This is a genomic window from Lichenicoccus sp., assembly GCF_965276875.1.
In the GTDB taxonomy this organism is placed as follows: Bacteria; Pseudomonadota; Alphaproteobacteria; order Acetobacterales; family Acetobacteraceae; genus Lichenicoccus.
In genome coordinates this window covers 3,003,709-3,017,910 of the sequence record NZ_OZ255701.1, presented here as the reverse complement: position 1 = coordinate 3,017,910, position 14,202 = coordinate 3,003,709, and the positions used below count along the sequence as shown (strand labels likewise).

The window sequence follows — 14,202 nt, the reverse complement described above, 5'->3', positions numbered from 1 at the left end:
GCGCCGGTTCTGGAACGCTGGCGCTTCACACGCTGCGAGATGGATGCGGTCGCCCTCGGCGCTCAGTCTGGAACAGCGCGCAACGGTTGTGCAAAAAAGATCCAGTCACCGAACGCTTGCACGGCGTCGCGACGCGCTGCGGGATGAAGCATGACCGACTGGGACGACGTCCGCCATTTCCTGGCCATTGCTCGCGGCGGTTCGGTGCGCGCGGCAGCGCAGCGCCTGGGCGTGAACCACGCGACCGTGCTGAGGCGCGTTGCCCAACTGGAGGAGCGGCTGGGCGCGCGGCTGTTCGACCCGCTTCCCTCGGGATACCGCATGACCGGAGCAGGCGAGGACGTGCTTGGCCTCGCCGAGCAGATGGAGGCATCATCCAACCAGTTGGAGACGCGCGTCCTCGGCCGCGATCAGGGCGCCCGCGGTCTGCTGCGGGTGACCATGGCGCCGACGATTGCCACCCACCTCCTCATGCCGGACCTGGCGGCGTTCACGCGCCTGCACCCGGACGTGGAGATGAGCGTCCTGTCGCTGGACGAGCCGGTGAACCTCACCAACCGTGAGGCGGACGTAGCAATTCGGGTGGTCTACGACCGCGAGACCCTGCCGCCCAACCTCTACGGGCTGAAGGGACCGGTGTTGTTCGGCGGCGTATACGTGTCGCGCGAGCGACTCGCGGCATGGCGTACAGGCGAGGTCGAGCGCATCCGCTGGATCGTCAAGGACAATATCGGCCTGCTCGACTGGGCGCTCGGGGGCGACATACCGGCCGCGGAGGCGCCGTTCAGGACGACGAATGCGGATGCGCAGATCGTCGCGGTTCGCCGGGGACTTGGCATGACAACGCTTCCCTGTTTCGTCGGAGACGCCGAACCGTTGCTGGCCAGGGTGCCGGGCACCGGGCTGCGTATGCACGGTACGCTCTGGCTCCTGACACAGGGCGAGACGCGCAAGACCAAGCGCGTGCGGCTCTTTACGGAGTTCATGTCCGAACGGCTCGCGACCTATGTGGCGCTGCTCGCGGGACAGGCTTACCCCCTCGGTTGACGCACCCCGTCGCGCGCAGTGCGAGGGTCGGCGGTGCACAAACGCACAACCAATATGAGAAAGTTTCGAGTCCTGCCCGACCTCCTCCGACCCGATATCCGGTTGGACAAAGGCGTGCTTGCAGATCGAGGCCAACATGTTTAAAGCGATCCACTGGCCGGAGGACATGACCCCCAGCCGTTCCCCCATCCACTTCACCAACGAACGTGACGTCAAGGCATCGCCTGAGACGATCTGGTCGTTGCTCACCGATCTCCAGGCCGGGTCCCGCTTCTACCCGGGGGTCGAACAGGTTCGACTGCTCGACGGCCACGACAGGTTCCGCCTCGGCACGCGTTTTAAATCAACCTGGCCGGCCAGGACGTCCGTGCATCTGTCCAGGAGTTCGAGCCGATGACCCGCGTTGCCTGGGCCGGCGGCCCGAAGGCGTCGGCTGAGTCCCGTGCCTACCATGCATGGATCATCACGCCCACGGCGAACGGCACCCACCTATGGACCGAGGATGCGATGCAGGGCCCGCTCTGGCTCGAGCTGGGCAAGCAGGCGCCCGACAGCTTCTGGCGCACGCACGAGACGCTGCTTGAGGACCTCGCAAGGGTCGCTCTCGAACGCGAAGGCGCCTGACCGGGCATCAGCCGCAGTCCCCATCAGCCGGAGACTTTCAATGACGTATGCGATCATCGGATTTGGCGCGGTCGGCCAGGCGCTCGCCACGGCGTTCGCCCGCAAGCGCATCGACGTGACCGTGGCAAGCCGGCGGCCGCCCGAGGCGCTGGCGCAACAGGCCGCGTCGATCGGGGCTACGGTCACGCCCAAGTCGCTGGAGGAGGCGCTGACAGCCGAATTCATCCTGCTGGCCGTTCCGTTCTGGGAGCACCGCGAGGTGGCGAAAGCCGCGACCAATTGGCAGGGCAGGACCGTCATCGACGTAACGAACGCGTTTGGCATTCCTGTCGAGGACCTGGACGGCTTGCCGTCATCCGCCGTCGTCGCCCGCGCCTTCCCCGGCGCCAAGCTGGTCAAGGCGTTCAACCATCTGGCCGCGGCAAAGCTGGCCGCCGACCCGGACACGGGTGGCGGGCGACGGGTGGTCTTCGTGTCGAGCGACGAAGAAAGCGCCACGGCCTCGGTTGAGGAACTCGCCGAGCGGCTCGGCTTTGCCCCTGTCAAACTGGGCACGCTGGCTGAGGGCGGAGCCCTTGTCCAGGCGCGCGGGCAGAGCTGGGCACCTCTGATCTTCCAGGACTTTGCCAAGATCCCTGACAGCCGGCCGCGGAGCTGAGCAGGGCACGCGCCATCCTCCAATCTTTCACCCACCAAGAAGCAACGGGATGCCACATGATCATCGACCTGACTGGCCGCAAGGCGATCGTCACCGGGTCAACCGCCGGGATTGGCCGCGCCACTGCCGAAGGGCTGGCGCGGGCCGGTGCCGCGGTTGTGGTCAACGGGCGCGGCAACGCGCGTGTCGACGCGGCGGTGCGGCAGATCCGCCAGGCCGTCCCCGAACGTGACGTGTCCGGCGTTGCCGCGGACCTGTCGACGGCGGCGGGCGTCGAGGCACTCGTGGCCCGGGCGCCGGACGCCGACATCCTTGTCAACAACGTGGGCACGGCCTTTATCCGCGACTACGTCGGCGTTGAGGACATCGCGAAAATTCCCGACGAGGACTGGCTCGCTTTGTTCCAGCTGAACGTGATGAGCGGCGTGCGCGCGACCCGCCATTATTTGCCGCGGATGGTGCAGCGGGGCTGGGGCCGCGTGGTGTTCGTCAGCAGCGAGTCGGCGGTCAACATCCCCAAGGAGATGCTCGACTACGGCATGACCAAGACGGCGCAGCTTGCCGTCTCGCGCGGCTTGGCCGAGGCGGTCGCTGGTACGGGCGTGACCGTCAACGCGGTCCTGCCCGGCCCGACGCGATCCGAAATCCTGGGCAACTTCATGGCGCACCAGGCGGAGGTGCGAGGCATCACACAGGACGAGGCCGAGCAGGCGTTCCTGAAGGCGGCCCGGCCAACCAGCCTCATCGGCCGGTTCGCGATGACAGACGAGGTGGCCAACATGATCGTCTATGCCTGCTCGGAGCAGGCTTCCGCGACCAGCGGGGCGGCGCTCCGCGTCGAGGGCGGGGTGGTCCGGTTCGTGGCGTAGCAGCCCGCGGCTCCGGCGATTACGGGAGACGAGACATGGCATTGAGCAATGCAGAGACGGTGGCGGCGCTGTCGAGATGACCGAAATAAACCTGCCGCGGGTATCCAGCCTCAGGACTGTTCATCGCTATGACACAGCAAACATCCTGAGCAGCTTTCGGATGCCTGCGAGACTGCGCGCGGCGGCAGTCCCCAATCCCGGCCGAGGCAAGGGGCACTACGATTGCCGCCGACTTCGCCAGTTATCTCTCCTGACCCGGGGTGCCCGTCATCAGACGGCCAGTAGAAAGCCTACGCCCAGGGTGACGGCGCCGAGGGCGAGCCAGGCCGCGTAGTCTTCCACGTCGCCGCTATGGAGCTGCTCCAGCAAGCGCGCCGGCGCCCCCACCAGCTCCGCAAGCCGGCGCAGAGCCTGCGGTATGTTTCCACGAACGACGATCAGCGCCGTCACCAGCAGCGCCAGCAGGAGCGAGGCCGCGACGCTGGGAGCCGAGGGCCAGAGCGATGTGGCCGGCGCCAACGACAGCAGCCCGGTCGGCTTGGAGTCGAGCACCGCGGCCCGGTAGCCGGAGGTGTCGAGAAACCGCCCCGCGGCTGCGTTCGCGGCACTGCGCAGACCGGGTGTCACCCCGAGTGCGAGGCACAGCGCCAGCAGCAGGCTCGGTGCGAGCTTGAGCGGCAATGGTGTCCGCTCCGCGCCCTGCTTGGTCTCCGCACCGTCTTCGCTGGTGGGCGCGTCCTCGTCCGCCGGCGCCGGACCCCAGCCCAGGAAAATTCGTGCGGCGGCACTCAGCACCGCCGCCGACGTGCATCCCGAGCACAGCACAAACACCCAGGGCAGCACGGCGCTCGCCAGCGGACCGGCCGCACTGAGGCCATCCTCCATGCCGGCCTTGCCCTCGAAGGTGCCGAAGGGCGGGATCGCGGCCAGCGCCAGCGCGCCCAACACGAACAGCAGGGCCGCCCACTGCATCTCACCGCCGCGACCGTGGATTTCGGGGATGTCGACGCTGCCGAGGCGGTGCAGCACGATGCCCACCGCGAGGAACAGCGCGCCGATCGCCAGCCCGTCCGCCGCCAGATAGAGCAGCATGCCACCGAGGCCGCCGGCAACGCCGGTCGCCAGACCCGACAGCATCATGCCCACGTGACCGATGGTGGTGAAGGCGAGCAGGCGCTTGAGATGACGCTGCCGCAGCGACAGCACCGCTCCCAGCAGCGCGGTGCCGCCGCCCAACCAGAGCAGGATTATCCACGCGCCGCCGGTGGGCGGCAGGGCGCCGGCAAACACGGTCCAGTACACCCGCGCCAGGCCGACCAGGCCGAGCGGCGCCATGACGCTGCTGATCAGCAGGCAGACCGGCGTGGGGGCCACCGCATCGGCGTCGGCATGCCAGAACTGGAACGGCAGCACCGCCGCCTTGGTCAGGAAGCCCGTGGCCATCAGCGCGAGTGCCGCCACCAGGGCCGCGTCCGGATGGCCAACGGCGCTGACCGCGCGACCGAGTTGCGACAAATTGAGCGCGCCGAAGCGGCCATACAGCAGGGCGATGCCCCAAAGCAGCAGGATTGCGCCGAGAGTGTTGATGATCGCGAACGCCAGCGCCCCCATCAGCGAGGGTCCCTCGATCTTGTAGCCGGTGAGCGCGTAGGCGCAGGTGCTCATCACCTCGAAGAACACGAAGATGGTGAACAGGTCGCCGCTCAGCGTGTAGCCCGCGACGCCGGCGAGAAACACCAGGATCAGGGTCGGGAACAGGGTGCCGAGGCTGTCGAAATAGCGCCAGGCGAACACCAGCGCCCCGGTGGTGAGCACAGCACCCGTCGTCGCCGTGGCCGCGCCGAACGGGTCCACGGCAAAGGCGATGCCGAGTGCCACGCCATGATCCGGATGCCAGCCGCCGAACCAATAGACCATGGTGCCGTGACGCGCCGACAGCATTGTCAGCGTTGCCAGGATCGCCGTGGTCGCCACGGCCGCGGCGATCGCGGTCGCGTCGCCGAGCAGGCGCGGCAGCACCGGGCGCAGGCCCGCGAGCAAGGCGGCCGCGATCAAGGGGAGTGCCACCGCGAGCGGTATCAGGATCATGTCAGTCACGCATCGTCCGCAGCCGCGCCGGATCGAGGGTGCCGCGCCGCTTGTAGACCTGGATCGAGATCGCCAGCAGCAGCGCGCTGACGGTGGCGCCGACCACGATGTCGGTGAGCGCCAGCGCCTGGACCACCGGGTCTACGGCGCGCTCGCCGACATGGCCCTTGGTGAAGACCGGGGCCGCGGCGGCAACGCGGTAGCCCGCCGACAGCAACAGCACGTAGGTCGATGATTGCGCGACCGACAGGCAGATCACCAGGTGCACGAGATGGCGGCTGGTGACGATGCCGTAGAGCCCGATCAGCATCAGCCACGCCGCGACAAGCCAAGGCAGGGTATTCACGCGCCCGCCTCGGCCGGCCGCTCGCGCACCTCCTCGGCAAATTCGAGGAACAGCACGATGAAGCCGGCGGCCACCTCGATGCCGACGGCGTCGTTGATCAGCGCGATGCTTCCCGAGGACAGGAAATCGTGGAGCTTGCCGAGCGGCAGCAGGTTCTGCAGGAAGGCGCCCCCCGCGAGCAGTGTGGCGATGCCGACCAGCGCGTAAGCGCCGGCGGCGAATGCCTCCAGCGCATCGGTGGCCTCTTTCGGCACGGCGCCGAGAAAGGCGCCGTAGTTGCGGGTGAGATAGATCAGCAGCACCGCGGTCGCGGTGATGACCCCGCCCTGGAAGCCGCCGCCCGGCGTGAGCTGCCCGTGCACCACCACGTAGAGGCCAAACACGACAAGCAGGCCGAGCAGCCCGGTGCTGACCCAGGCGGCGTCGTCGCTGCGCGGCAGGTCGGGGCGTCCGCGCGCCGGCGGCTGCTCGGCGTCCGTCCGGTCCTCTCCCTGCACGCCGCGCATCAGCACGACGCTGCCGGCCACGGCGGCGAACAGGATGAACACCTCACCCAAGGTATCAAGACCGCGATAATCGAAGTTGATCGCGGCGACCACGTTGCCCACCTGCCGTTCGGAGGGCGCCAGGTGATTGATCAGGTCGCCGTACGGCCCGGGATAATGGCCAAAGCCGGGCAGGCCGGTGCAGCCCGCAAGCAGCATTGCGCCGAGCACGGGCAGGCAGGCGAGCAGCATCGCGAGACGCACCGCGGGACTCATCGCCGCTTGCCGTCCTCGTCGCTCCGCCGTCGCGGGCCCGAGGTGCCGGCCAACGCCACCAGCAGCATCATCGGCAAGGCAGCACTCCCCACCGCCAGTTCGGAAAAGGCAACGTCCGGCGCCTGCAACACCATGAACAGGATGGTCAGCACGAAGCCGTAGAGCGACAGCACCAGCACCTGGCGGCGCGGATCGCGCGTCAGCACCACCGCCGTCGCTCCCACCGCGACCATCGCAAAGCAGAGCAGTTGCAGGACGCTCACTTGTCCTGGCCTTCTTGCATGATTTCCTCCGGCAGCGGGTTTGCGGTGCCGAACTCGCGCACCCGGACGGCGCGCGCGAGCACCCGCGTCATCAGCGGCCCGGACAAGGCCAGCACCAGCGCGATCGCCACCGCCTTGAGCGCCAATTGCAACGCGGAGCCGGCCACGACCACGGAGCCCGCGATCAGCATCGGCCCAAGAAAGCTCGCGGGAGCCAGATAATGCAGCCGGTCCAATGGCGTTCGCATCCGCCAGACACCGGCGCAGCACAGCAATTGCACCAGCACGCCCGCGCCGAGCAGCACCGCTTCGGCCGCGAGCCTCACAGCCAACGCTCGAAGAAGTGCGCGAACAGCAGCCCGGACGGCACCGATAACAGCGCCACAGCCAGCCCGAGATCGGCGAACGACGCGCGCTGGTAGGCTTGCGCCAGCAGCAGCAGGATCAGCGCGAACAGGCCCGAGGCAAGTTGCAGTGCCACCAGCGCGTCCGAGATCGGCGCACGAAGCACCAGCACGGCCAGTGCCAGCAGGGCGAACAGCAAAGCGAACACGGCGGCAAACCAGATCATGGGTGGGGCGCGCTCAGATCGGCCAAACCGGATTGCCGCCTCCAGGCGGCTCCGCCGTCGCCTCGATCTGGTGCAGCAGCAGATGGCCGGGCTGCATCTCAAGGCCGAGCACGACACTGTTCGGCGTGAAGCACACCGCGCTCGTCACCAACGCGCGCCTCCCAGCGGCTTGCGGGGCGGTGCGGCCGGTCGTGCCGTCGAACGGGATCGCCACCAAACGTCCGAGCCCGCGCTCGCGCGCGCCAAGCGGCTCTCCGAAGGCCCGCAAGAGCGGCAGGCACTCGGCAAAGAAGACGGGAATCTGGCGCACGATCACCCTCGCCCAACTCGGACGCACGGCGTAACGGCGATCGGAATGGCGGCGCGCCGCCTCCATGATCGCACTGCCGCAGAGCGCGATGACCGCGCCTGCGGCGAGGTCTCCGGCTCCCGTCTGCTCGGCGAACAGAAGGTAGCAGCCGGCGAGCAGAATCCAGGACATGGTCATGCGCCCAAGCAACAGGATGTCCTTTACAAGATGCGTCAGCGTGGCGTGATCGTCCGCTCAATGCAATGGCTGCCGGAACCGCCGTTATGGCCGCCGATGCGAGGTGGCGTGCGATCTTCCATGCAGGACAATGGTCACAGCAGAGCGCCGCAAGCACGGCTTGCGCGTTGTCGCGCCGATGTTGCGGACGGCTTAATCGCGAACAGTGAGATGGTGCATTGCAAGCTGCGCGAGAGGATCATTGCTCAAGCCTGCCATGGTTTCCAGGCTCATGGAGGGTGCGCGCTGCACGACCTGGCCGAACTCCGCGCGCCGCCGCTCAGGAAGGAACCATGATGCCTAGCAGCCGGCACCCCCAATGGACCCACGCCAGCGATTCTACCCGGATGCTCGCCCGACAACGGCTCCTGGCGCAAATCTTTATTGCGGTCCGGCATGAGGGGAGAGGCTCGGCTTTGAGAGAACCCGAAGCTTTGAAGCGGGTGGTGGTCCCGACGAAGCTAGAGGGTACTGACGGGTGCAGGAACGAACTTCTCCTGCATGCGGCGGCGATACGCGGCCATGCTCGGCAGGACCAGCAGAGTGCCGACGGCCGCAGTGGACAGGAATGTTGTCAGAAGCGAATAACGGATGCCGGTGACGGAGGGAAAAGCCCGATCGCTCAGCATGCCAACCATGTACGGCCCAAGTGTATTGGTGATCACGCCGATAGCCAGGGTCTGGAGTCCGGCAAAACGCCCGCGCGCTGCTGCCGGCAGGAGATCGCCCATGGCCGCGAAGATGCTGACCGCCGGCATGTAGCCGCAGAAGCTCGCCATGGTGAGGACGGCCACGGCGGCCGACGCGTTCGGCATCATGACGCCGATGGAGCCGAGGATCGCGAATACGATGCTTGAGATCATGCCGACCCAGAACGGTGCACTCACCACGTTGCGACGACGCACGGCCTCGATGATGCGTCCGCAGGCCAGGCATCCGAACAAGGCGGAGATGGCGGTGGTGGCGCCGAGCACGGTGGCACTTTGCGACAGGCTCCACCCATGCACCCGGCCGAAGAACACCACTCCCCAGGTCGCCCATGTGAAGGAACCCAGCTGGCAGGCTGCAAGCCCGATGAACATGGAAACCAGCAGCGTCCAATGTCGTTTCAGGAACACCATGGTATCGTCGTGGCCGGCGGGCGCCGATGCCGGATGTCCGAGCGTCCGGGGCGGCTCGCGCAGACGCAGGAATACCGCGAACGCCAATACGAAGCCGGGCAGGGCTGCGGCAAGGAACACGGCTCGCCAGGGCGCGATCACGCCGATGCCGTAGACGAACAGGCCGCCGTGAGGCGACCGGGAGAACAGGTGGATGACGCCCGCGCCGATGACGAAAGCCAGGATCGTGCCGACCGCGCCGGCGCTTAGATAGAAGCCGAAAACCCTGGCGCGCTCTTCGCGGCGCACGCTATCGCCGACAAGCGAGACGGCGAGCGGCCCGAGCAGCGACTCACCAATGCCGATGCAGGCGCGCACGACCGCGAAGGCGAGGAATGAGCTGACCAGCCCGGTCACAAAGGTCATCACGCTCCAGAACGTGATGGCAGCGACCATGATCGCCTTTCGGTTGAACTTGTCTACCATCAGTCCACCGATCGGACAGAAGATCGCATAGCTCAACGCGAAGGCGGCGCCGGCGAGAAGGCCGAGCTGGGAGTCGGTGAAGCCCAGGGCTGCCTTGGCCGGCTTCATGACGATCCCGAAGATGACGCGATCGGCAAAGCTCAGCATGTAGGCGAGATAGAGGAAGATGACGATGCCACGGCCCTTCGTATAGGCTTCGATATCGGCTGATTGATGACGCTCAAGCATGTCGCCTCGCACATAGCGGCGCTGCGGGTATGGCTTTCATGATCGCACCATGCCAGCAGCCTTGCGGCATCGGGCTCCGATCTTGACTGATCATGATGGGACGCCTCCCAGACGGATGGACAAACACGGCCGCGGCATTGCGGGTCACCCGCAACCGAGCGGCCGCCGTGACCACCTGCCGATGCCAAATGACGGCCGGACAACCAGCGCGTCAATCTTGATTTTGGGCGTCAATGTAAGGTAGGAGGACGGTTGCCGCCATGGTATCTTTGCGTTCAAGGCGTAACGTGGATTATTAGCGTCAAGATTGATAAACATGACCGGCTAAGTCATGTTCCCTTCCATCGTCGATGCCAACTGCATCGACACCGCTTCGACAACGACAAACCCGTGACAAGGGAACGTGAACATGGCGACCATCATTGAAAATCCCGCCGACTGGCGGGCAGCGGATATGGAAGACAAGGGCGAGTGGGTGATCAATCTCTCGTCCGTTCAGGTGGCGGCACTTGATCGCGCGCTGACCACTGCCAAGGCATCCGGCACAACTCTCGATGCATTGACCAAGACGAACTTCCCTCTAATCGGCTTCGACGACCTGTTCGCCGACGTCCTGAAGCGGCTGGAGCAGGGACGCGGGATCGCGGTGATCCGCGGCCTGCCGGCTCTGAACTACACCAAGGACGATCTGCGGATGATGTATTGGGGGATCGGCCGCCATGTCGGGGTCGCCGTGTCGCAGAGCAGCAAGGGAGACCTGCTCGGCGACGTGATGGATTTCGGCAGCGATGTGAACAGTTCCACCGGACGCGGCTATATGTCGCGCCAGCATCTCGGCTTCCACACCGATACCAGCGATGTCGTGGCCCTGATGGTCCTGCGTCCCGCGATGAGCGGCGGTCTGAGCATGATCTGCAGTTCCCTGGCTATTCGCAACGAGATCGCCCGAACCCGTCCTGATCTTCTCGAAATACTCTACCAGCCGTTCTATTGGAGCTGGAAAGGTCAGCAGGAGCCCGGCGCGTCGCCTTATTACCAGCAACCGATTTATTCCGAGCAGGATGGCAAGTTTTCGTCCCGCTATATCAAGACCCATATCCTGTCGGCGCACGAGGATCACCCGGAGTTGCCGAAGCTCACCGACCTCCAGCATGAGGCGATGTCGGCAATCGATCATATGGCGCTCGATCCGAAATTCCACTTCAGCATGATGTTCGAGCCGGGCGACATCCAGTTTCTGAACAATCATGTCACCATGCATTCGAGATCGGCGTTCCAGGATTATGCGGAGCCGGACCGCCGCCGCCATCTGCTGCGCATGTGGTTGTCGGTCCCGAACAGCCGGGCGTTGAACCCCGCGATGGCGCCGATCTATCGTGACCAGACGCAAGGAGCGGTACGCGGCGGGTTTCCCTCCAGGACCGGCAGCCACAGCTTCGAGACCGTACAGGCGCGCGACTAAGCAAGGGGTTTGCGATGACCGAAAGACAACCTCTGACCTCGGCGCTTGCCGCAAGTCTTGCGACGGTCGGGATCGAACGGGCGACCGAAGCTGGGGTCCGGATGGCAATGCTCGCCATCATCGACACGGTCGGGGTAACGCTTGCGGGGTCCGTCGAGCCGGCGGTGACCATCCTTCGCAAGACCTTGGTCAACCACGCCTCCGTCGGGCCGGCGCTGATCTTCGGAGACCGGCGCCGCATCGGCATCCTTGAGGCCGCTCTGGTGAACGGCACCGCTTCGCACGCGATCGACTATGACGACATGGCCGAGGCGATGGGCGGGCATCCGTCCGTTCCGGTCGTGCCGGTCGTCATGGCGCTCGGCGAGTCGCTCAACGTCTCGGGGCGGGACCTGATCGATGCCTATATTGTCGGCTTCGAGGCGGAGTGCAGGCTTGGCCGTGTCGTCCATCCACACCATTATGAAAAAGGCTGGCATCCGACCTCGACACTGGGAGTCTTCGGCGCCGCCGCCGCCGCCGCGCGCCTGCTGAAGTTGGACCAGGCGCGGACTGCGACGGCGCTCGCTTTGTGCGCCTCACTCGCGTCCGGCGTGAAAGCGAATTTCGGCACCATGACCAAGCCGCTGCACGTCGGCCATTGCGCCCGCAATGGCCTGTTCGCGGCCCTGCTTGCACAGGACGGATTCACCGCCAATCCCGGCGCTCTCGAACACAAGCAGGGCTTCTTTGCAGCCTATGATGACCTGGAGAACGTACACCTCGAGCACATGATCCGAGGCGAGACGGAGCCGCTTGAAATCGAGCACCCGAATTTTGGTCTCAAGCAGTTCCCCTGCTGTGGCAGCACCCATCCGGCAATCCTTGCGATGCTTGCGCTCGCCGAGCGCGAACATCTGACCGCACGCGAGATCGAGACCATCGACATCCAAGTAGACCGGCAACGTCTGCCGCACACCGACAATCCGGCGCCCAAGACGGCGTTGGGAGCAAAGTTCAGCATCCAGTATGCCGCGGTGCGGGCGCTTATCGACGGCGCGCCACGGCTGAACCACTTTGAAGGCGGCGCCTACCTGGAACCCGAGGTGCGGAGATTGCTGGCGCGAACAACGGCCTCGCCTTTGCCGGAGGCATCGCGTGACATGTCGGACCGGTTTGCCGCGGAAGTGAGTGTTACGACACGCGATGGTCGAAGACTGACCGGCCGTGTCGTCGGTGCCCTCGGGCGCGGCCCGACCAATCCGATGTCCGACAGCGAGATGTGGGCGAAGTTCCATGACTGCGCGAGCCTCGCACTGCCGGACGCATCGGTGTCACAGGCCTATGAGGCGCTCAACCGGCTCGATCGTCTTGATGGCGTGTCCTCGTTGACGCGTATTCTCGAGCAGGTGTCGCCGGCGCCGCAACCGCTCGAGACGACAGCACGATGAGCCTTGACGAGACCCGAATCCTGGTGCCCCTGGGCGTGCTCGGGTCCGGAGCCAAGGCGGAAGAACTGGAAGCCGGCCTGGCGCTACGGCCGCATGCCATCGCCCTGGACGCGGGATCGACGGACAGCGGCCCCGCGTCGCTGGCGACCGGGCTGTCGAAATACAGCCGGCATGCCATCAAGCGCGACATGTCACTCCTGATGGCCGCACGCGAGCGGGCCGGCATCCCGCTGCTGATCGGCTCGTGCGGCACGTCCGGGTGCGATCAGGCGGTGGACTGGACATTGGAGATCGCCCTTGAGGTGGCGCGCGATCAGGGCATCGCGCCGCGGATTGCCGTGCTGTACTCGGAGCAGGACAAGCTTGTCCTCAAGGCCAAGCTGCGGCAGGGGGCGATCAGGCCGCTGCCTCCCTCGGCCGCGCTCGACGAGGCGAGGATCGACGCCTGCGACCACATCGTGGCCCTGCTCGGAGCCGAGCCGTACATCGCGGCATTGGACGCCGGCGCCGATATCGTGCTCGGCGGCCGCACCACCGATACCGCGGTGCTGGCTGCCGTGCCGCTTCGCAATGGCAGGCATGTTGGCGCCTCCTGGCATGCGGCCAAGATCGCCGAGTGCGGCGGCCTTTGCACCGTCAATCCCGGCAGCACCGGGGTTCTGATGAGCGTCGACCAGGAAGGCTTCACGCTCGCCCCGCTGGCCCCGAACAACCGATGCACGCCCGAGACGGTCTCGGCGCATATGCTGTACGAGAACGGTGACCCGTTTCGGCTGACCGAGCCGGGTGGCGTGCTCGACGTGACGGACACGCTCTACGCACCGCTCGATGAGAGAACGGTTCGCGTAACCGGTTCGCGTTTCGAGGCCGCGCCCTACACGATGAAGCTCGAAGGCGCCGGCGGCGGCTCCTATCAGACGGTCATGCTGGTCGGGATCGAAGATCCAGCCGTACTCGCCGATATCGACGGTTTCCTCGCGCGCATGTCCGACGCCCTGCACCAGCGTGTGCAGCGCATGCTGGGAGAGATCGCCGGCAGCTACGAGATCTCGCTTCGGCCCTATGGCTGGAATGCCGTGTCGGGTCTGCCGCCGCCGGCTGGCGCCGCGCCGCCACGCGAAATCGGGCTCCTGTTCGTCGCGACGGCGGCCACCCAGGCGCTGGCGACCGAGGTCACCAAGGTCTGCAATCCCTATTTTTTTCATTTTCCGGTCCGCGAAGGCAAGGAACTGCCGAGCTACGCCTTCCCGTTCTCGCCGGCCGAAATCGAGCGCGGACAGGTCTTCGCGTTTCATCTCAATCATGTCGTCCAGACCACGCCGTCCGAGCTCGTCCGGACCCGTTGGGTGGACGTGGGCGACCCGACGGGGTGGACCAAGGATGCCTAGGCTCACGGATATCTGCCGCCATGTCAGGTCGAAGAACGCTGGCCCGTTCTGGGTGACCATCGACCTGTTCTTCGACGGCAGCGAGGCGTTTGGACGCTATAAGGACAACGACGCCATCAGCGCCGACGCAATCGCCGCGATCTATGGCGTCGATGCCCGTCTGGTGCGGCGCTTCGTCGTCGAGACGTTGCATGTCGTCAAGATCACCATGCCCAGGCCGGCGCCGCAGGGTGGCCCGCATGAGCGCGACATGCATAGCGGCCAGAGCTACGTGCGCTTGCTAGAGCTCGCGCTGACATAGGCCGTCACCCGAGCACCCGCGTATGTTGACGAGCTGCATCAAGCTGTCTATTTG

At 66.1% G+C, this 14,202-nt stretch carries 17 protein-coding genes; 9 read left to right on the top strand and 8 right to left on the bottom strand.

What is annotated here, in order from left to right; translation table 11 throughout:
* Positions 1–150 precede the first annotated feature (150 nt).
* The 5 genes from ACQY4K_RS14665 (at position 151) to ACQY4K_RS14645 (ending at position 3,198) form a co-directional block, all read left to right on the top strand.
* Positions 151–1,047 (top strand): LysR family transcriptional regulator, encoded by an 897-nt coding sequence (locus ACQY4K_RS14665; protein WP_428390935.1) that lies wholly within the window; start codon positions 151–153, stop codon positions 1,045–1,047.
* Positions 1,048–1,165: 118 nt separating this feature from the next.
* Positions 1,166–1,444 carry an SRPBCC family protein gene (locus tag ACQY4K_RS14660; RefSeq protein WP_428390934.1) on the top strand — a complete coding sequence of 93 codons (279 nt, stop codon included), beginning with the start codon at positions 1,166–1,168 and terminating at the stop codon, positions 1,442–1,444.
* Positions 1,441–1,671 (top strand): hypothetical protein, encoded by a 231-nt coding sequence (locus tag ACQY4K_RS14655; protein WP_428390933.1) that lies wholly within the window; start codon positions 1,441–1,443, stop codon positions 1,669–1,671. Before ACQY4K_RS14660 ends, ACQY4K_RS14655 begins: the two co-directional genes overlap by 4 nt.
* Before the next feature lie 40 nt (positions 1,672–1,711).
* Entirely contained in the window at positions 1,712–2,329 is a 618-nt protein-coding gene (locus ACQY4K_RS14650) for an NADPH-dependent F420 reductase (RefSeq protein ID WP_428390932.1), read from the top strand.
* Positions 2,330–2,385: 56 nt separating this feature from the next.
* Complete coding sequence (locus ACQY4K_RS14645; RefSeq protein ID WP_428390931.1) at positions 2,386–3,198, top strand: SDR family NAD(P)-dependent oxidoreductase; 813 nt, start codon at positions 2,386–2,388, stop codon at positions 3,196–3,198.
* 270 nt (positions 3,199–3,468) lie between these two features.
* Here the strand turns inward: ACQY4K_RS14645 and ACQY4K_RS14640 are convergent, their stop codons facing one another.
* From ACQY4K_RS14640 to ACQY4K_RS14605, 8 genes are all read right to left on the bottom strand, one after another.
* Positions 3,469–5,286 carry a complex I subunit 5 family protein gene (locus tag ACQY4K_RS14640; protein ID WP_428390930.1) on the bottom strand — a complete coding sequence of 606 codons (1,818 nt, stop codon included), beginning with the start codon at positions 5,284–5,286 and terminating at the stop codon, positions 3,469–3,471.
* A gap of 1 nt (position 5,287) precedes the next feature.
* Positions 5,288–5,632: a sodium:proton antiporter gene (locus tag ACQY4K_RS14635; protein ID WP_428390929.1), complete on the bottom strand. Its 345-nt coding sequence runs from the start codon at positions 5,630–5,632 to the stop codon at positions 5,288–5,290.
* A complete protein-coding gene (locus tag ACQY4K_RS14630) occupies positions 5,629–6,393 on the bottom strand; it encodes an MnhB domain-containing protein (protein ID WP_428390928.1) in 765 nt (254 codons plus the stop codon). Before ACQY4K_RS14630 ends, ACQY4K_RS14635 begins: the two co-directional genes overlap by 4 nt.
* Positions 6,390–6,656, bottom strand: a complete 267-nt coding sequence (locus tag ACQY4K_RS14625; RefSeq protein WP_428390927.1) for a Na(+)/H(+) antiporter subunit B — start codon at positions 6,654–6,656, stop codon at positions 6,390–6,392. The genes ACQY4K_RS14630 and ACQY4K_RS14625 overlap by 4 nt, the downstream gene beginning before the upstream one ends.
* The gene (locus ACQY4K_RS14620; RefSeq protein ID WP_428390926.1) at positions 6,653–6,982 is read right to left on the bottom strand and encodes a monovalent cation/H(+) antiporter subunit G; all 330 of its coding nucleotides are present in this window, start codon (positions 6,980–6,982) and stop codon (positions 6,653–6,655) included. Before ACQY4K_RS14620 ends, ACQY4K_RS14625 begins: the two co-directional genes overlap by 4 nt.
* Entirely contained in the window at positions 6,979–7,227 is a 249-nt protein-coding gene (locus ACQY4K_RS14615) for a monovalent cation/H+ antiporter complex subunit F (protein ID WP_428390925.1), read from the bottom strand. Before ACQY4K_RS14615 ends, ACQY4K_RS14620 begins: the two co-directional genes overlap by 4 nt.
* Before the next feature lie 13 nt (positions 7,228–7,240).
* Positions 7,241–7,708, bottom strand: a complete 468-nt coding sequence (locus ACQY4K_RS14610) for a hypothetical protein (protein WP_428390924.1) — start codon at positions 7,706–7,708, stop codon at positions 7,241–7,243.
* 506 nt (positions 7,709–8,214) lie between these two features.
* The gene (locus tag ACQY4K_RS14605; RefSeq protein WP_428390923.1) at positions 8,215–9,567 is read right to left on the bottom strand and encodes an MFS transporter; all 1,353 of its coding nucleotides are present in this window, start codon (positions 9,565–9,567) and stop codon (positions 8,215–8,217) included.
* Between the two features lie 409 nt (positions 9,568–9,976).
* On the opposite strand from ACQY4K_RS14605, the gene ACQY4K_RS14600 reads away from it, so the two are divergent.
* From ACQY4K_RS14600 to ACQY4K_RS14585, 4 genes are read left to right on the top strand one after another with little or no spacing between them, the layout of a single operon-like run.
* Complete coding sequence (locus ACQY4K_RS14600; protein WP_428390922.1) at positions 9,977–11,029, top strand: TauD/TfdA family dioxygenase; 1,053 nt, start codon at positions 9,977–9,979, stop codon at positions 11,027–11,029.
* Positions 11,030–11,043: 14 nt separating this feature from the next.
* Positions 11,044–12,459: an MmgE/PrpD family protein gene (locus ACQY4K_RS14595; protein ID WP_428390921.1), complete on the top strand. Its 1,416-nt coding sequence runs from the start codon at positions 11,044–11,046 to the stop codon at positions 12,457–12,459.
* Positions 12,456–13,847 (top strand): acyclic terpene utilization AtuA family protein, encoded by a 1,392-nt coding sequence (locus ACQY4K_RS14590; RefSeq protein WP_428390920.1) that lies wholly within the window; start codon positions 12,456–12,458, stop codon positions 13,845–13,847. Before ACQY4K_RS14595 ends, ACQY4K_RS14590 begins: the two co-directional genes overlap by 4 nt.
* Positions 13,840–14,148 (top strand): DUF4387 family protein, encoded by a 309-nt coding sequence (locus ACQY4K_RS14585; protein WP_428390919.1) that lies wholly within the window; start codon positions 13,840–13,842, stop codon positions 14,146–14,148. Before ACQY4K_RS14590 ends, ACQY4K_RS14585 begins: the two co-directional genes overlap by 8 nt.
* The last annotated feature ends 54 nt before the right edge of the window (positions 14,149–14,202 follow it).